At 44.1% G+C, this 15,971-nt stretch carries 18 protein-coding genes; 9 read left to right on the top strand and 9 right to left on the bottom strand.

Annotated elements, in window-relative coordinates; translation table 11 throughout:
* Window positions 1-3 precede the first annotated feature (3 nt).
* Window positions 4-552 (top strand): hypothetical protein, encoded by a 549-nt coding sequence (locus LZF95_RS08160; RefSeq protein ID WP_233754488.1) that lies wholly within the window; start codon window positions 4-6, stop codon window positions 550-552.
* Window positions 553-649: 97 nt separating this feature from the next.
* On the opposite strand, the gene LZF95_RS08155 is transcribed toward LZF95_RS08160, so the two are convergent.
* The 3 genes from LZF95_RS08155 to LZF95_RS08145 are packed head-to-tail and all read right to left on the bottom strand — an operon-like array spanning window position 650 to window position 3,088.
* Window positions 650-1,087 (bottom strand): DUF3299 domain-containing protein, encoded by a 438-nt coding sequence (locus tag LZF95_RS08155; RefSeq protein WP_233754487.1) that lies wholly within the window; start codon window positions 1,085-1,087, stop codon window positions 650-652.
* Entirely contained in the window at window positions 1,080-2,363 is a 1,284-nt protein-coding gene (locus tag LZF95_RS08150; protein WP_233754486.1) for an ABC transporter permease, read from the bottom strand. The genes LZF95_RS08155 and LZF95_RS08150 overlap by 8 nt, the downstream gene beginning before the upstream one ends.
* Window positions 2,360-3,088, bottom strand: a complete 729-nt coding sequence (locus LZF95_RS08145) for an ABC transporter ATP-binding protein (RefSeq protein WP_233754485.1) — start codon at window positions 3,086-3,088, stop codon at window positions 2,360-2,362. Before LZF95_RS08145 ends, LZF95_RS08150 begins: the two co-directional genes overlap by 4 nt.
* A 49-nt stretch (window positions 3,089-3,137) precedes the next feature.
* Here LZF95_RS08145 and LZF95_RS08140 point away from each other — a divergent pair, with 49 nt between their 5' ends.
* The 3 genes from LZF95_RS08140 to LZF95_RS08130 are packed head-to-tail and all read left to right on the top strand — an operon-like array spanning window position 3,138 to window position 5,672.
* Complete coding sequence (locus LZF95_RS08140) at window positions 3,138-3,551, top strand: MerC domain-containing protein (protein ID WP_233754484.1); 414 nt, start codon at window positions 3,138-3,140, stop codon at window positions 3,549-3,551.
* Between the two features lie 3 nt (window positions 3,552-3,554).
* Window positions 3,555-4,748 carry a GTP-binding protein gene (locus LZF95_RS08135; RefSeq protein ID WP_233754483.1) on the top strand — a complete coding sequence of 398 codons (1,194 nt, stop codon included), beginning with the start codon at window positions 3,555-3,557 and terminating at the stop codon, window positions 4,746-4,748.
* A 15-nt stretch (window positions 4,749-4,763) separates the two neighbouring features.
* A complete protein-coding gene (locus LZF95_RS08130) occupies window positions 4,764-5,672 on the top strand; it encodes a GTP-binding protein (RefSeq protein ID WP_233754482.1) in 909 nt (302 codons plus the stop codon).
* 93 nt (window positions 5,673-5,765) lie between these two features.
* Here LZF95_RS08130 and LZF95_RS27565 read toward each other — a convergent pair whose 3' ends face one another.
* Window positions 5,766-5,897, bottom strand: coding sequence for a hypothetical protein (locus LZF95_RS27565; RefSeq protein ID WP_262912228.1), 132 nt, complete (start codon window positions 5,895-5,897; stop codon window positions 5,766-5,768).
* A 354-nt stretch (window positions 5,898-6,251) separates the two neighbouring features.
* Here LZF95_RS27565 and hrpB point away from each other — a divergent pair, with 354 nt between their 5' ends.
* Entirely contained in the window at window positions 6,252-8,741 is a 2,490-nt protein-coding gene (gene hrpB, locus LZF95_RS08125; RefSeq protein ID WP_233754481.1) for an ATP-dependent helicase HrpB, read from the top strand.
* Between the two features lie 95 nt (window positions 8,742-8,836).
* Here hrpB and LZF95_RS08120 read toward each other — a convergent pair whose 3' ends face one another.
* Window positions 8,837-9,472: a hypothetical protein gene (locus tag LZF95_RS08120; protein ID WP_233754480.1), complete on the bottom strand. Its 636-nt coding sequence runs from the start codon at window positions 9,470-9,472 to the stop codon at window positions 8,837-8,839.
* 51 nt (window positions 9,473-9,523) lie between these two features.
* Entirely contained in the window at window positions 9,524-10,051 is a 528-nt protein-coding gene (locus tag LZF95_RS08115) for a HEAT repeat domain-containing protein (RefSeq protein ID WP_233754479.1), read from the bottom strand.
* Between the two features lie 48 nt (window positions 10,052-10,099).
* Here LZF95_RS08115 and LZF95_RS08110 point away from each other — a divergent pair, with 48 nt between their 5' ends.
* Both LZF95_RS08110 and LZF95_RS08105 read left to right on the top strand, forming a co-directional pair.
* Entirely contained in the window at window positions 10,100-10,807 is a 708-nt protein-coding gene (locus tag LZF95_RS08110; protein ID WP_233754478.1) for a hypothetical protein, read from the top strand.
* Window positions 10,808-10,941: 134 nt separating this feature from the next.
* Complete coding sequence (locus LZF95_RS08105; protein WP_233754477.1) at window positions 10,942-11,385, top strand: GNAT family N-acetyltransferase; 444 nt, start codon at window positions 10,942-10,944, stop codon at window positions 11,383-11,385.
* Window positions 11,386-11,611: 226 nt separating this feature from the next.
* On the opposite strand, the gene LZF95_RS08100 is transcribed toward LZF95_RS08105, so the two are convergent.
* Together LZF95_RS08100 and LZF95_RS27560 are read right to left on the bottom strand one after the other, a co-directional pair.
* On the bottom strand, window positions 11,612-11,992 hold the full coding sequence (locus LZF95_RS08100) for a TM2 domain-containing protein (RefSeq protein ID WP_233754476.1): 381 nt from the start codon (window positions 11,990-11,992) through the stop codon (window positions 11,612-11,614).
* The gene (locus LZF95_RS27560; protein WP_262912227.1) at window positions 11,985-12,290 is read right to left on the bottom strand and encodes a DUF2752 domain-containing protein; all 306 of its coding nucleotides are present in this window, start codon (window positions 12,288-12,290) and stop codon (window positions 11,985-11,987) included. The genes LZF95_RS08100 and LZF95_RS27560 overlap by 8 nt, the downstream gene beginning before the upstream one ends.
* Window positions 12,291-12,604: 314 nt before the next feature.
* Here LZF95_RS27560 and LZF95_RS08090 point away from each other — a divergent pair, with 314 nt between their 5' ends.
* Complete coding sequence (locus tag LZF95_RS08090; RefSeq protein ID WP_233754475.1) at window positions 12,605-13,483, top strand: hypothetical protein; 879 nt, start codon at window positions 12,605-12,607, stop codon at window positions 13,481-13,483.
* Window positions 13,484-13,493: 10 nt separating this feature from the next.
* On the top strand, window positions 13,494-14,405 hold the full coding sequence (locus tag LZF95_RS08085) for an SMP-30/gluconolactonase/LRE family protein (protein WP_233754474.1): 912 nt from the start codon (window positions 13,494-13,496) through the stop codon (window positions 14,403-14,405).
* Window positions 14,406-14,632: 227 nt separating this feature from the next.
* Here the strand turns inward: LZF95_RS08085 and LZF95_RS08080 are convergent, their stop codons facing one another.
* Window positions 14,633-15,967, bottom strand: a complete 1,335-nt coding sequence (locus LZF95_RS08080; RefSeq protein ID WP_233754473.1) for a hypothetical protein — start codon at window positions 15,965-15,967, stop codon at window positions 14,633-14,635.
* Window positions 15,968-15,971: the final 4 nt, after the last annotated feature.

The raw sequence follows: 15,971 nt of genomic DNA, 5'->3' as shown, positions 1-15,971 counted from the left end.
GCCATGAAGTCTTTTTCTAAACTTATTTTCTCACTTCTTCTTTTGGGAGCTTTCTCCTGTGGAAGCGGATCTGAAGTCCCTGCGGCACATACCTATCAGGTAAATCTGGAAAACGGGGAATCATTTTCAGGAACTATACCAAATGACGAATTGATTGCAATGTACACCGATATTCCCGGCGAGCCCAGCTATAGGATGATCACATTCAATATCGTAGATGGAGACTTTGAAATGCTGGTGCAGGCAATGCTTCGAGGCACAACAGTACTGCCTATCAGGGATCCCGAATCAGACGAGGTGGATGGTGGTTTTGTGATAATCACTCCCCCTGGAACTGATCTCTTCAGCAGATATGGAAGCGAATCCGGCAGTATGTCTGTCAGTGGGCAGAGGTATCAGGAAACTCCAGGCTCAGGAAGCGCTGGAGTATCTACCGGACTGGCTATGGGAGATTTCACATTCAATTGTGTGTTCAAACGTGCTGAGGACTTTAACGAACAGGGAGGCGGAATACCTGGTACAGGAAAGGTTTCTATTAAGCCCTATTTTTAAATAATATGAAGTGCTAGCCAAGAATCAGGATATTCCCAGCTAGCACTTTGTATTTTTACTTTAAAGATTGTTTCAAAGCGGATTTTAATACCCCGGGTTAGTTCTTATACACTTTGGCATTTTCCAGGATGTAGTTGCACTGATAAATATCCACAGCGTTTAGCTTCAAAGTACCTTTGAAAGTCACCACCTGATCCATTTTAAACCGGGGGTGATCCTTGTCCAGCTTAAGCTCCACGATAGATTCCGGGCCTGCCCCTCCGCAAAAAAAGCAGGCCGCAAAGGGATTGGCAGAAAGTATATACACATCATTGCCCCGGTCAATTTCCAGTACATATCCCCTGATGATTACTTCTTTTTTATTCAGGGACAAAACCGAGGGACCAAAGGTGGGAAAATAGTAATAAGCCTGTACCTCCTCACTGTATTTATCAGTGAAAGTGACGTCAGAGAGTATATCCCAGTCGATTTTTGTTTGGGAATACGCTGAGATAGCCAGGAAAAAGGAGAAGATAAGAAGAGATGTTTTAAGCATCAGCCAAGCTTTTTGATAGATTGATTTTAAACACTTGAACAGCAGGTGTCAAAGCTGCCAAGAATCCTATTGCTAGGGTGATAATGAGTAAATAGCCTTCTTCAATGATCAGCATTGAACCTTTAAAACCATACCGATAATCCGATTCCAACAGGTAAGCTATTACAAACAATCCTACCCTGCTGAGCATGATTCCAAGCAAAAATCCCGAAAATGCGATCAAAAGACCTTCCTGAAATATCATGCCGAGGAGCTGCTGTCTGGATGCTCCATAGGTGCGAAGCAGAGCCATTTCATAAAGGCGATCCTTTAAACTCAGGTAGAGACTGATGAAAACACTGATTCCCGACACCAATATCACCACAAATGCCACCATGCTCAATGAAGTGGTAGCTATTCCCATCAAACTGAATAGTTTCAACAACTCATAGTTAGGAAGAGCTGCCTGCATATTCGTGTTTTCATTGACCATGCGTGGCAGCTGCACCATGCCCATGGGGCTTCGAAACTTGATCAACATAGCGGTAATTTCACGGTTTTCGTCAGGAACTACATGGTCGTGATCATGTTCCTCTTCCTCTGAAGTTTTTATTTCGCCAGAAGCTTTAGGTTCTGGATCATGATTCTCATGGTCATCATCATGCGCCGTATGTGAAGAATGATCGTCATGTATATCCCAGACACTTTCCAAACCAGTCAAAATCAACTGGTCAATAACAGAACCGGAAGACTGAAAAATCCCCGTTACGGTATAAAACTGGTCTTCATGCACATGCCCTCCCTCACTTAACCCATGTGAGCCTAGAAATGTATCCCCTATTTTCATTCCAGTCTTTTCGGCCACTGTGGCACCGATAGTCACTTCCAGGGATTTAGTCCATAAGCCCCCTTCTTCCAATTGCATGGAGTAAAGCTCCGGGTATTCTTCATTGGTTCCCACGATCCTGAAAGTCTCATAACTATCTCCATACGAAAGTGGGATCCCATATTCTATCAATCGGTTTTTCTTCAAGTTATTGGCTTCCGAAAGCTTGATATTTCCCGTAGGCACATCTATCTGGAATACTGCGGAAAGTATCAATTGCAGGGGACTGCCCTTTGCCCCTACCACCATATCGATCCCCCGGATATTGTTGTTCATCTGGGATTGCAGATGTCTGTCAATATGTAGGATCAAGGATATTAGCCCCACACCCAGCGCCAACAGCACCAGACTCAAGCCAGTGGAAAGTGGCTTGGAAGTAATATTCTTAATACTTAAGATGGAAATATTCATAATTCACTTGTTATGGGCTGGTCAACTGATCTGTCGGTAAGCGTCACGGCATTATTAAACTGGGCTTTGAGCCGCTGATCATGGGTGATGATGACAAGACTTGCCTTATTAATTTTAGTCTGGCTCCGAAGTAACTCTATTACTTTGATGCAATTTTTATCATCCAATGCAGCGGTAGGCTCATCAGCAAGGATCAACTTAGGTTCATTGACCACAGCGAGGGCGATAGCAGCCCGCTGCTGCTCGCCTTGAGAGAGCAGGTGAGGGCGGTCTTTGATTTTGGAAAGTAAGCCCAGGCAGTCAAGAACTGATCTGACCCGGTCAGGGTCAGACTTCTTCTTTCCCAAATATTGAATCATTGCCAGATTTTCCCCTAATGTGAGGGAATGGATAAAATGTGGTTGCTGGAATATTATCCCGATATATTGTCCTCTGAAAGCGTCCAGTTCCTTTCCTTTCAATCGGGTGATGTTGGTCTCTTTTATAAATATCTTTCCGGTTTTAGGAGGTAATAACCCAGCTATCAGATGGAGAAAAGTGGTTTTTCCAATCCCTGATTCTCCTAAAATCAGCTGATCTGCCCCATCTTCTACAGATAGGTCTGGGAACTCAAACCGGTTGTTTGCATCATATTCAAAAGATAAGGCGTTCGTCTTCAGCATAGCGATATAGTTTCTGGAGTTCAAACCTACATAGCAGACCTCATTTATGCAATTATGTTGCATTTAATTGAGGGGATTTTTATACTTGCAACATAATTGCAAAAAATCTCTAATGAAAAACACTTTTGTAGGAACACACCTGGACTTTATTGGATTCTCAGCCTCTGTAGCTTGTGCTATCCACTGTGCATTTCTTCCTTTTCTGATCAGTGCATTGCCCTTTTTCAGCCTCGGGTTCTTAGAAAACCCCTGGATTGAATACAGCATCATTTTGCTCAGCCTTTTTCTTGCACTTTTTGCCTTGTCCCATGGCTTCAGCAGGCATCACAAAAAGAAACTGCCCATTATCATCGTCAGTCTGGGCTTCCTCATCATTGCTTATGGCTTGCTTTGGGGCCCGGAGGAACTGGAACTGATTATCACCCCTACAGGTGCGGTCCTGGTAGGGATAGCCCACTATATCAACTGGCTCTATATAAGAAAATCAAAAATTGAATTTCCTGATTGTAATCATCCCAACTTATAAATTATGCAAAACAGAATTCCGGTAACCGTGCTGAGCGGTTTCCTAGGCGCAGGAAAAACCACCCTGCTCAACCACGTGCTCAACAATCGTGAAGGCTATAAAGTCGCAGTCATAGTAAATGATATGAGCGAGGTAAACATTGATTCCAAACTGGTGCAAAACGAGGTCAAATTCTCACGTACGGAAGAGAAGCTCATAGAAATGTCCAACGGATGTATCTGTTGCACACTTCGGGAAGACCTGATCCAGGAAGTTCAGAAACTCGCAAAGCAGAACAGATTCGACTATCTGCTGATAGAAAGCACGGGCATCTCCGAACCTATTCCTGTGGCACAAACCTTCTCTTTTGAGACAGGCGACAGTCTTTTGGATCTCAATCAGATCAGCAAGCTGGACACAATGGTCACTGTAGTGGATGCATTTAATTTCTTTAAGGACTTCAGTAGCAATGAAACAATTGTGGACAGAAATATGACTGATGATGAGGAAGACTCCCGATCCATCGTCAATCTACTCACAGACCAGATAGAATTCGCCAATGTGATCGTACTGAACAAAAGTGATCTTGTATCAGAAGAGAATCTGAAGCTTTTGGAAGGCATGCTCATCAAACTGAATCCCGACGCAAAAATCATCCGTACTTCCTATGGGCAGATTGAGCCAAAGGAAATACTCAACACGCATCTATTTGATTATGAAAAAGCAGAACAGTCGGCAGGCTGGCTGAAAGAACTGAACAAGGAACATGTTCCTGAGACTGAGGAGTATGGGATCAGTAGTTTTGTGTTCCGTGACCACCGCCCTTTTCATCCCGGAAGATTCTGGAATTATATCAGTCAATCCTGGCCGGACACGGTACTGAGGAGTAAGGGGCTTTTTTGGCTGGCTTCTAGACCTCATCATGCGCTACTCTGGAGCCAGGCCGGGGGGTCATTGAAAGCTGATCTTTTTGGCACTTGGTGGGCAGCCTATTCAGAGAAGGAAAGACTTCGAAATCCCGGATATATGGAGAATCAGGACTTGATCCTGGCTAAATGGGACCAGAACTATGGGGATCGCATGAATGAACTGGTACTGATCGGACAAGATCTGGATAAAGAAACCCTGACCAGTGAATTGACTGCCTGCCTGGTCACCGACAAAGAATCCGGAAATTTCTCCATGATGACCCAGTTTAAGGACGAGTGGCCAATATAAACCGAAGCTAATACAATGATTGCCACCAGAATAAAGGTATATCTACTTACAGGCTTCCTGGGAGCGGGCAAAACCACTGTTTTGAACCGCTTCCTGGAAGCCAAAAAAGATGAGAACAATATAGTCATAGAGAATGAATTCGGGAAAATATCCATTGACTCCCATTTGGTAGCGGCATCCTATGATTCCCTTTTTGAGCTGAACAACGGCTGCATCTGCTGTACATTGGATGATGAACTGGCAGAAGTGCTCGCCTCTATCATCCGCTTGGAGACCAGACCGGACAATGTGTTCATCGAAGCCTCCGGTGTGGCAGACCCCGGAGGGATAGCCGCACTCTTCTCCCAACATGAGGTAGCCGCTTTTTTTGACCTTCAACAGATCCTATGTGTAGTTGATGCTGCCTGCATAGAAGATTGGGCGGAAGAAATACCCGAGATAAACCGACAACTGGCGGCCGCGGATGTAATTGTTTTGAACAAAAAATCATCGGTTTCCAACACCTACCTGGTCAAGCTGATAAAACAATTGGGGGAGATCAATTCCATTGCGGACATACTTCCAGTGGACCAGGGCATGCTTCCGATAGACACTTTCGACAAAGGAAAAAGCCAATGGAACCCACAAAAGCACCAACAATGGAGTGAAAACGTCTCAGAGCATCCCTTAAAAAGCTTCTTGTTGGATTTTGACACACCCTTCGACAAGGAGATGCTGATCAATCTACTCACAATGACTTTGTTCATAAGCTATCATCAAATCTACCGAATTAAAGGATTGGTATGGTGCCGGGATGAAAAACTACCTGTCATCATCCAATCCCATGGCAAACAGGTGAACTTTTCTCTTTTAGGGAGCGAAAAAGCAATTGAACCCCCAAATTCCCAACTGGTGGTCATAGGGAAAGGTCTTCAGCGAAACTAGCTTGAAAAACTGTTCAAGCGAGCTTTTTCGCCAAAGTACATCTCTATTTCATCTTCCCGATGAGCTTTTGACCTTTATTCAAATTCGACGGGGCTAAAACTTGTTTTTTACTTCCGCAGCCTTGAGCATCAAGAAGTGCAGGTCTGTGTTTTTGATGAATGGTGTCAGTATTTCACTTCCAGGGCCGAACATCGCTATTTCCACATAGTCTGCCGAATGATCCATACTGATCCACCCTACTGAGTTTCTTTTCTGCTGGATTTCACTGAGAAGCTTGAATGGAAGATGTATGGGATTATACAGTCCCTCTTCTATTTCAATAGAAGAATAATACCCTAGTAGTCCCTGACCTTCTTCTTTCTATTCCAAGAGACTGCTTCAGGTTCGTACCTCACCATTACCGATGACGTCTATGGGAATTGTGATGAATGTAGTATCGCTTGAGATCTCTTCCTCTGGTCGAGATGACATTACAACGTCATTCCGATTTTGTGCGGTTGGCAACCAAATGTTAAGTCTCGCAGTGACGTAATTACCGCACAATTCCCTTTCTGGTCAGGAAATCTTACTTTTGCAGCCATGCTCCAGAATTTTGACCCTACTTCTTTTGATCTGCCGGTAGCGGAGATAATCCCACAGGTAAAATCCCAACTCACTGCTGCGAATTCCCTGATCATCCAGGCTCCTCCAGGAGCAGGCAAGAGTACACTCCTACCCATAACTCTCCTAGATGAACCCTGGCTGAAGGGCAAAAAAATCATCATGCTGGAGCCCAGACGATTGGCCACAAAGACCATAGCACAGCGGATGGCCTCTATGACGGACACCAAGCTAGGCGATCTGATAGGGTATCGAATACGCTTCGAATCTGCCATTTCGGCAAATACCCGGCTTGAGGTGATTACAGAAGGGATTCTCACCCGCATGCTCCACTCAGACAATGCGCTGGAAGATGTAGGGTTGGTGATTTTTGATGAATTTCATGAGAGAAATCTTCATTCTGAAGTTGCCTTGGCGCTATGTAGGGAAGTACAACAAGTATTGAGACCTGATCTCAGGATACTGCTGATGTCTGCGACAATTGACGCGAACGTACTTTCAGGATTGCTTAAATCCACCGTCATCGAAAGCAAAGGAAGACAATATCCAGTGGAAGTAAATTACCTGAATGAGGTGGATCAATACGCGATTGGGGAAGATGCAGCAAGGCAGGTTATTCCTTTGACCAAGATTCATGAAGGAGATTTTCTGGTTTTTCTTCCGGGACAGGGAGAAATCCGAAAAGCCCAGGAGATTTTACGAAAAGCACTGCCGGATGATGCGGTATTGCCACTCTATGGACAACTTTCGCCTGGAGACCAGAACAGGGCAATCATGCCCCATCCCTCAGGAAAACGAAAAATAGTACTTTCCACAGATATAGCGGAGACATCTCTGACTATAGAGGGAGTGAAGGTCGTGGTGGACTCCGGTTTTGCAAAGTCGAGCCGATTTGTTGCCAGATCAGGTTTATCACGACTGGTTTTACATAGGATCAGCAAGGATTCCGCTGATCAAAGATCAGGAAGGGCAGGTCGATTGACCGCTGGTCATAGCTATAGACTTTGGACTAAAGCTATTCAAAACCAACTGGACGAATACCGTACTCCTGAATTGATGGAAGCAGATCTCACAGGGCTGGTTCTGGATATGAAAGCCTGGGGTAAGCAGGACATCCGCTCCATGACCTGGCTTACTCCTCCTCCTGCTGGCACTTTGGCTTTGGCCGAAAAAACCCTGGAATCCATAGAAGCTATCGCCGGGGGCGAACTTACGCCTCACGGCAGGGAAGTGCATCAACTTCCAACTCACCCCCGTATAGCCCATATGCTGATCAATGCGGAAGAAATTGATCAGTTAGGCTTGGCTACCGATATAGCGGCCATACTGGACGAGCGGGATCCTCTTGGCCCGGATGCGGGTGTGGATTTGAACCTCAGGATAGAAGCACTCCGAAGGTTCCGACAGCACAACGTGAGCATTCCAAGAATAAAAAAAATCGAAAAGATGGCTGCCTCGTATAGACGAATGTTTTCTATACAACCGGAAAACGGACCTGTAGATCCCTGGCAAACCGGACTGCTCCTCGCCTATGCGTATCCTGAGCGTATCGCCGCTGCACGCCCCGGCAACAATGCACAATTTCAACTCGCCAATGGCAAGATAGCCCAGATTGGGCATAAGGATGATTTAGCCCATGAATCCTGGCTTGCGGTGGCCCATGTGGATGCCCGTGAAGGCATGGGTAAAATATGGATGGCCGCTCCGATAAATCCAAAGGATCTGGCACCTATGCTGAAATCCAAGGAAGTTCTGAAGTGGGACAGAAAAAAAGGCGGTCTTCAGGCTCATTCAGAGATCCGGATCGGATCCATTATTTTGGGCACAAGACCTTTGGCAAAATATTCGGAGGGAGATGTGACGGAGGCTATATTGGAAGCTATCCGTGAGGAAGGAGAATATTTGCTGGATTTCAATGATGAGGTAGAGCAACTGATCTTGCGTGTGCAATCCCTGAAACAATGGAATCCTGAGCAGCAATGGCCGGACTGGTCTGTGGCTGATCTCTGTGAAAAACCTGAAACCTGGATAGAACCTTACCTAAAAGGGATCCAGAAAAACGATGATTTCAAGAAGTTAAATATCAGTCAAATCCTGTTGCATTCCTTGGATTATGAGCAGCAAAAGGAATTGGATCAGCTCGCACCTGCCACAATCGGCGTTCCATCCGGAAGTAAGATCAGACTTACTTATAGAAGCGGAGACGCCCCCCTTCTTTCTGTACGGCTTCAGGAATTATTTGGTCTTCTGGAAACACCCAAAGTAAACGATGGCAAAGTCAATGTCCTGATAGAAATGCTCTCGCCCGGCTATAAACCTGTTCAACTTACCCAAGATTTAAAAAGCTTTTGGCAGAATGGCTATTTCGAAGTGAAGAAGGATCTGAAAAGACGCTATCCCAAGCATGAGTGGCCTGAAGACCCTATTGATGCCGAGGCAGTTAGAGGGGTAAAAAGGAAGTTTCGATAACGGGTTATTTAGCTTAAATCTAACATTTCAACAGCCCATTTCAGCCACAGAAAAACTTATTGCACAGGCTTTTGATTTTTGGGAACAAGACAGGTTCAAGCCGCTATTGGCTTAAGATGATCCAGAAAATTGAGAAAATGGAAGAATGAGGCTACTGTCAACGGGGTCATCTCACTGTAATCCATTTTTTCCAGGTAGGCCTGTCTCAAAACAGGATAATCTTCTGGATTGAAAAGCTTGCTTAGTGCAATGGATCGAAAGGCGACCTCCACCATCTCATTAGAGTTACTTGGCTTACTTTGTTGGTAAAAAAAATCCTGCTCTAGATTTAGTGGATTGCTCATTTGATCCAACCTGCTAAACCCGTTTATACTGAAGAAATTTTCAATGGCACTTTGTAACTCAGTAAGCTCCTCAGTAGTAGAAATTTTGATTTTACCTAGGCGGGAATTCCCCAACTTGTCCAGAGACATATACAAAGTAAGCGATTCCTCCACATTAGTGATCAGAGTTGGAAGATACTGGCTTACCAGTTCCTCAACAGAATGTATGCGGATACCGAAATAATATTCTACAACCACCCCATCGCTTTCTTCTCGACATTGCACCTCCACAACTTGCCTACCACCCTCAAAAGCCTTCTCAAACACTGATCCGCATGGGTTTGAGTCAAACCCGTGCATCGTGAAGAAGGGGGTATGTGATTTTATTATATCCGATTTATTAAGCATAACCTACATTATCCTGTATGGGTATTAGCTCAAAAATCAGGCAAATATCCCCTAGTCCTCAGAAAATAATTCCCTGAGCTCCTCAAGAATGGGTACTACCTCTTGTTTTTTTAATTCCAGACTACCTTCATCTTCTGGATTGTGCAGGTAATGGTTCCAGTGTTTTTCTACTTTGCGCAGCGTCCTTGGAGTAATGTCAAACTCCACCTCATCCAAGTACATTTTAGCCAATGTCTGTGCCTTGAAGTTGCCGAATAAATAGACTCTAAAAATATCCACAAAACGTTGGCTTAGATCAAATTCCTCCAAGACCTGAACAAAGGCTCCCTGGTGGGGTCTGTTTTTTTTGTCATAGATTGCTTCAAAAACCACATCTAGGGATTGCTCATTAAAGCTGGATTTGGAAAGTGCCCTGCAAGCCAAATATGCAATTTCCCAATTGTCCCCTTTTACCAACTTGTATACCTCAGCTAGAGAGTTTTCATCCAGTTTTGTCCCCAATTTATCCGCAAAATAAAAAGCCTCCTTTTCATTTGGATCACTCATGCGCATGATCAAGCCTTGGATTTCCTCGTCCATGATTTTTCGGTTTATTTGCACAAATATAATTGAAAAGCATCCCCCGCTATGATTTCCGGCCAACCAAAGTTAATTAGCCTTGAAAAGTACCAAGCCCTTTTAGAGTTTACAAAAAAGCATGGTTTATCAACCTCATTTGAAAAAACTAAGCATCAATGGGTTATAGCTGATTCAGAATCCTGGCTTGCGAGAATCTCCCTGCCCTGGCATACACTACCGGATTCCTCTGGGAGTTTGGCAGAAATAGATGACTTCCACTTGGCTTTGGTGATGATCCGGGCGGGAATCGCCACCACAGGATATTTTCATAATGGAGAAATGCTGGACCATAAGGTGTTCCGTGCCTATATGGTCAGGCAGAAGCAGGGCAAAAGCCAGATCAAATACCTCAAAACCAAAGGTAAATCCCGTGCTGGCTCCAGACTAAGACTAGGGGAATCAGCTCAATTTTTTGAGGAAATCAATGAACGGCTTCAGCAGTACGATAAGGATTTTGCCATTACTACATGGGGGTATAGCTGTGGCAAGACACTGTGGCCTTATTTTCTGGGAAGTGATCCCCCACCCCCTTTTTCTAAGGATGCCGAAAACCTGATCAGGATTCCTTTTCATGTACAGCAGCCTGACTTTAGTACCTTACAGACCATCCATGCAAAACTCCGAAGCATCCATCTGACACTTTCTGAAAGTGGTCTGGCTATGTTTGATAGTTTTGATGCAGATGAACCGGAAGTTGAAAATGGGGAGGATTGGTAAGAGAATACATTCTAGGTTATCTTCTTGTAGGCAAAGCTATCCGTTCTACATTTATCGGTGGATTTTTGATCAGAATATTCCATCAATTTTAATTATAGAGACTAATAAAGCGTAAAATCCCAAAATCAATCCATTTGAATATCCAGATAAAAAACTTCGAACAACTAAGTACCCAGGAACTGTATGTTATAATAAGGCTTAGAAATGAGATTTTCGTGGTAGAGCAAAATTGCCTGTACCAGGATGCTGATAATAAGGATCTGGCAGCTTATCATGTCATGATCAAGTCTGATGATGCCCTATTAGCCTACGCCAGAGTCTTACCCCCCGGCATCTCTTATCCAGAGGTTTCTATTGGACGTGTAGCATGTGATAAAAGTGCTAGAGGGAAGGGATTAGGGCAAAAGATCATGGAGCAATCACTTTCCTTTATAAAATCGGAATTTGGTTCTTGCACCATAAGAATTGGAGCACAGACCTACCTCAATGATTTCTACAAGTCCCTTGGTTTTGAAAATGAAGGCAGGCCGTATCTGGAAGATGGCATAGAGCACATAGAGATGCTTAAACGCGTCTAGCTTTATGAAAAGCCTCCATCAAGTAAATCTAAACGCAACTTGAGACTCGGCAAATCCCACTGGTCATGGTCATAAATAAACAAAAGAGGCTGTCTCATAATTCATAATTGTCACATTGGGCGAAGTCGAAATGGGCTTAATTAGCGAATTAAAGGCTTCGACTTCGCTAGCCTGACAAAAAAACCTACTTATGCGGCAGCCTCCTAGTTAAACACTTTTTCAGGGATTATACCGTAGTATTCATGGCTTCCCCCGGATAATTTGCGTTCAGCATGTTCATGGTCTCGTGGGCCACTTTGATGTTAAATTCATAGGCAAGGCTCTTGTAATTGACCAAATCGACGATTGTACCGATAAAGCATAATCCGAAAGTCAATATATAAAGAATCCCTAATCCCACCTGTCCCAGGATAAACCGGTGCAAACCCGCAAACCCGAAGAATCCAATAAGTGTCAAAATCAATATCATTTGGGCGTCTTTTCTCCTGGCACGGTAAACCTGTGCGAAAAGTGAGGCTTGATCCTCATCCATGTTTTTCATCAAACCCTGGATGTAGCCCAGTTCCATTCCTTCCAATTCAGGAAGATGTCTTAATACATTAGCCATAATTGTGTGTTGTTTTTAAATTTTTAATAAGTTGCCAGATCCGAGCGATAATAACCAAATATGCAAGAGAGGCCAGTGGATGCATGCTCCAGGAAGCTTGGAACTCTCCTCTTGCAAGCAGACTCATAGACCTGCCCAACCCGCACCCAGGACACCATTCGATGCCCAACTGGCTCAAGGGACAGAGACTAAAATGACTGCCACCATGAGGATCCAGGAAGAGCACTGCTATCAAGCTTCCGATCCAAAAGACCAGCTCTAAGGGCAGTTTTGAGAATCCTTGGGTTATTACCTTCATGTTCTGTTTAATTACGAAAAAGATGCCATACCCCAAACATAGCTTAAAACACGGAATTTCGCAGGGTATGCTATTTTATTGCAAAGGAAATGAACAACCTAGTGTACGAAAATGAACGGTCTGGAGACAGTGTTTCTTCTTTTGTAAATGAAAATAGCCACCTATCATACCTGTGGCAACATTGGTTTTCCAACTGGTCATCTTTTCAAACTGCCATTAAGACAGCCCTGTGAAGCCTAAGCAAACTAGTCCTCCCACCAGACTTTCTTAATCCTGGTAATTTTGTATTTTGCCTGCCCAATCATCCGTGTTCTATGAATATAAAATACCTCTATCTGTTCTTTTTATGTGCCTTCCTGTTGACTTCCGGGTACTCCCAGACAGGTACCGATCTATGGGTCTTGGAGACAACGGGCAAAGGGGGCAATTTAAAAATCCTACCTGAATCTGCTAAAAAACTGACTGACAGACCTGAGTATGATAATCAGCCAAGCTTCATCAATGAATATCAATTGGTGTTCTCTGCCGCGGATGAAAATGGCAACCATGATATTATCGTCTATAATTTCGAGTCTGAAAAATTCACCAACCTTTCCAAAACTGATGACCGAAGCGAATTTTCTCCCAGAATCACTGATTGCGGGATGTACATCGCAGCAGTGGTGATGGAGGAAGATAAGAAGCAAAGAATCTGGCTCTATCCCACCAGTTTTGAGCCTGCGGAACTACTGTACGATGACATTGAGCCGGTAGGATATTACGATTGGTATGACAACAAAGCGGCCATGTTTGTCCTAGGGGAGCCTAATCGACTACTATATGCAAATGGACGTAATGACCTCATATCCATTGACAGCAGCATAGAAAGATCAATAGTAAAACGGCCTAAAACCTCAAAAATCACCTACCTGACCGAAGTCTCCGGTGATGAACCGGGAATCATCAAAAGCTTCGATATTGAATCCGGGGCGAGGGAAGTGTACCTTGAGGGTCTCAAAGGTGCCAGGGACTTTATCTGGATCGACAAAAAGCACTTATTAATGGCTTCAGGAAATGAAATTTTCATCCGCAAGTATTCCAACGCAGCGTGGAAATCCCTAGGGAAAATAAAATCAGACACTCATCAAAAAATCACCAGGATGGCTTACAGCGAAGACTTAAATGTGCTGGTAGTCACTATGGACAGAATCTAATCCACACTCTATGAACCTTATCAAATCATCCATCATTATGGCTGCCCTGATGGGCTGTACCCACGTCTTTTCCCAGGAAATAGAAGATAAAAGAGGCATTGTCGCTAAAAATGCTGAATTAGTCAAAGTCCAAGACGGTTTTTCCTTCACAGAAGGCCCCGCTGTGAACAGGTTTGGCGATGTGTACTTCACTGACCAGCCCAATGACCGGATCCATAAATGGAACGCACTTTCCAATGAAGTAAGTGTATTCAAAGAAGGTGCAGGCAGGTCTAACGGAATGTACTTCCTATTGGATGGTACCTTGATCGCTTGTGCGGACAATAAAAACGAACTTTGGGCCATAGATACAGATGGCAACCACGAGGTCTGGATCACTGCTTTCAAAGGCAAGAAACTCAATGGCCCCAATGATCTATGGGTGCGCCCAAAGGGAGGAATCTACTTCACCGATCCCCTTTATCCCCGTTCCTACTGGGATCGCAGCAAGGAATCTGAGCAGGAAGGTCAAAATGTGTATTATCTCTCAGCAGACAAGACTGAGTTATTTAAGGTAGCGGATGATCTGGTGCAGCCCAATGGTATCGTAGGGACGCCGGATAGTAAGTACCTTTATGTAGCTGATATAGGAGCAAAGAAAACCTACAAATATGAGATCAGAGAGGATGGCTACCTGATCAATAAAGAACTGTTCTGTGAAATGGGATCAGATGGCATGACCATAGACGAACGTGGCAATCTCTACCTGACCGGTGATGGAGTTACTGTTTTCAATAAAAAAGGTGAGCAGATTGCCCATATACCAGTTCCTGCCAAGTGGACTGCTAATGTAGTCTTTGGGGCACTGGACAGAAAAACACTGTTTATCACCGCCTCTGAAGCCGTCTATACCTTGCAAATGAAAAACCGGGGAGTTTGGTAAGTGATGACCATCGATCAAAGTGTTTGCTAAGGGCTTGCTGAAGAATGCCTGTAACAGATCAAGAGCTATACTTACTAGATAAACCTCTGTACACCGAGTGGTAAGAAGAGTTTAAAAAAATCCCGGAAAAGAAGCGTTTATACCTCTTCTTCCGGGATTTTATTTCTTGGCTAACCTACCCTTTTGATATTCAAAAAATCAAGGGTAAGGAAAGCAATCCACCGGGTTTAGAAAATACCGATATAGTGATTTCCCGGTTGGTTTACCAATGTTGCACCTTTTGTGGCCACTCCAGTATTGCTATCTAAAATGTAAATGTTTCCGTTTTTGCCCACTGGGGTAACTGCTATGTACAAATCAGACCCATCGGCTACAAAACCTTGGTATTGGTTAAACTCCAGGTCCGGATCATAGGGCAGATCTACAACAGAAGCTGTTCTTGCATTCAAATCCATCCACACCACGAATCCGTTATCAGCTCCATCATGTGAAATCAATGCAAATGCTTTACCGTTCTGCACATATTTCCATGCTTCGATGGTCACTCCAGTAAGTCCAAGGGCATCATTCAAGCTGAAAACATAACTGTCGTCATATTCATTGTTCTGGTTGATCTTCAATATATGAGAACCGTTCGGATCTCTCTCGGTAGCTTGATAAATATTCTTATCATCACCTAAATAGCTGAAATGACTTCTATAGCCACTATTATCACCATGTCCCACTGTGGAATTGATTATAGTAGGATTCGCAAAAGAAGGATAATCTACAACCACTGACTTGGTACCCAATCTTTCAAAGTCACCTGTTGGCAACAGGGTTTCTGTATCGTATTTTCTCATCCAGGTACCGATAATCAGCTTATTGCCGGCAGCATTGAGCACGGAACCGTCCAGTCTGAAGATGGCATGTCCTTCGGCTTCTTCCCCTTCTGTAAGCGGAATTTCGTATTGTACGTAGTTTTTGATTAAAGATTCCTGAAGATCCAGTGCCAAAATAGTGGCGACACCTCTAAAATATTTAAAAGGATCATCCTCATTCCCGCTCTCAGGAGCGTTATTAGCCTGAATATTGGCCATATTCAGCGCCACTCCAGTCTTATCTCCATCAAATAGCTTCAACCAACGGGGAGAAGTCCCAGCATACTGGGATATATTCACAGACACATCTGACTGTGCAAAAGCACCTCCTCCGTTCACTGCATATCTGGAGAACTCTCCCCCATTATCGCCAGTATATGCTATGTTAAATAGCGTGCTGCCGTCTTCGGAAGACTGAAGACGAGCCGTTCTGTTGGATTTCACCCCAAAACCATTTTCGTAAACCGAAATTTGGGTTTCTGGGTTTTTGGCTTCCTCTTTAGAAACAGAATAGACCATAGTCCCTCCATTTCCATCGCCGGGATTTTCACCCATCAGAGCTCCAGCCACCGTTATCCATCGGTCTTCCTGTTCTGTTGGTGGAGTCACAGGATCTCCCCCATCATCACTGCAGCTGGTAAGGGCAAGTCCTCCTGAAATCGCTCCAATAATCATGAGGTTTAAAAATTGCTTTTTCATCATTTAA

Source organism: Algoriphagus sp. AGSA1 (assembly GCF_021390545.1).
Classification (GTDB): Bacteria; Bacteroidota; Bacteroidia; order Cytophagales; family Cyclobacteriaceae; genus Algoriphagus.
This window is presented reverse-complemented; position numbering and strand designations above follow the sequence as displayed.

Excerpts from the sequence above, each read along its gene's own strand:
- LZF95_RS08140 (WP_233754484.1), top strand. The coding sequence starts at position 3,138 with ATGAAAAACACTTTTGTAGGAACACACCTGGACTTTATTGGATTCTCA.
- LZF95_RS08115 (WP_233754479.1), bottom strand. The coding sequence starts at position 10,051 with ATGGACGAGGAAATCCAAGGCTTGATCATGCGCATGAGTGATCCAAAT.
- LZF95_RS08130 (WP_233754482.1), top strand. The coding sequence starts at position 4,764 with ATGATTGCCACCAGAATAAAGGTATATCTACTTACAGGCTTCCTGGGA.
- LZF95_RS08110 (WP_233754478.1), top strand. The coding sequence starts at position 10,100 with ATGATTTCCGGCCAACCAAAGTTAATTAGCCTTGAAAAGTACCAAGCC.
- LZF95_RS08100 (WP_233754476.1), bottom strand. The coding sequence starts at position 11,992 with ATGGCTAATGTATTAAGACATCTTCCTGAATTGGAAGGAATGGAACTG.
- LZF95_RS08080 (WP_233754473.1), bottom strand. The coding sequence starts at position 15,967 with ATGATGAAAAAGCAATTTTTAAACCTCATGATTATTGGAGCGATTTCA.
- LZF95_RS08160 (WP_233754488.1), top strand. The coding sequence starts at position 4 with ATGAAGTCTTTTTCTAAACTTATTTTCTCACTTCTTCTTTTGGGAGCT.
- LZF95_RS27565 (WP_262912228.1), bottom strand. The coding sequence starts at position 5,897 with ATGGATCATTCGGCAGACTATGTGGAAATAGCGATGTTCGGCCCTGGA.
- LZF95_RS08085 (WP_233754474.1), top strand. The coding sequence starts at position 13,494 with ATGAACCTTATCAAATCATCCATCATTATGGCTGCCCTGATGGGCTGT.
- LZF95_RS27560 (WP_262912227.1), bottom strand. The coding sequence starts at position 12,290 with ATGAAGGTAATAACCCAAGGATTCTCAAAACTGCCCTTAGAGCTGGTC.
- LZF95_RS08145 (WP_233754485.1), bottom strand. The coding sequence starts at position 3,088 with ATGCAACATAATTGCATAAATGAGGTCTGCTATGTAGGTTTGAACTCC.
- LZF95_RS08135 (WP_233754483.1), top strand. The coding sequence starts at position 3,555 with ATGCAAAACAGAATTCCGGTAACCGTGCTGAGCGGTTTCCTAGGCGCA.
- LZF95_RS08150 (WP_233754486.1), bottom strand. The coding sequence starts at position 2,363 with ATGAATATTTCCATCTTAAGTATTAAGAATATTACTTCCAAGCCACTT.
- LZF95_RS08090 (WP_233754475.1), top strand. The coding sequence starts at position 12,605 with ATGAATATAAAATACCTCTATCTGTTCTTTTTATGTGCCTTCCTGTTG.
- LZF95_RS08120 (WP_233754480.1), bottom strand. The coding sequence starts at position 9,472 with ATGCTTAATAAATCGGATATAATAAAATCACATACCCCCTTCTTCACG.
- LZF95_RS08155 (WP_233754487.1), bottom strand. The coding sequence starts at position 1,087 with ATGCTTAAAACATCTCTTCTTATCTTCTCCTTTTTCCTGGCTATCTCA.
- hrpB (WP_233754481.1), top strand. The coding sequence starts at position 6,252 with ATGCTCCAGAATTTTGACCCTACTTCTTTTGATCTGCCGGTAGCGGAG.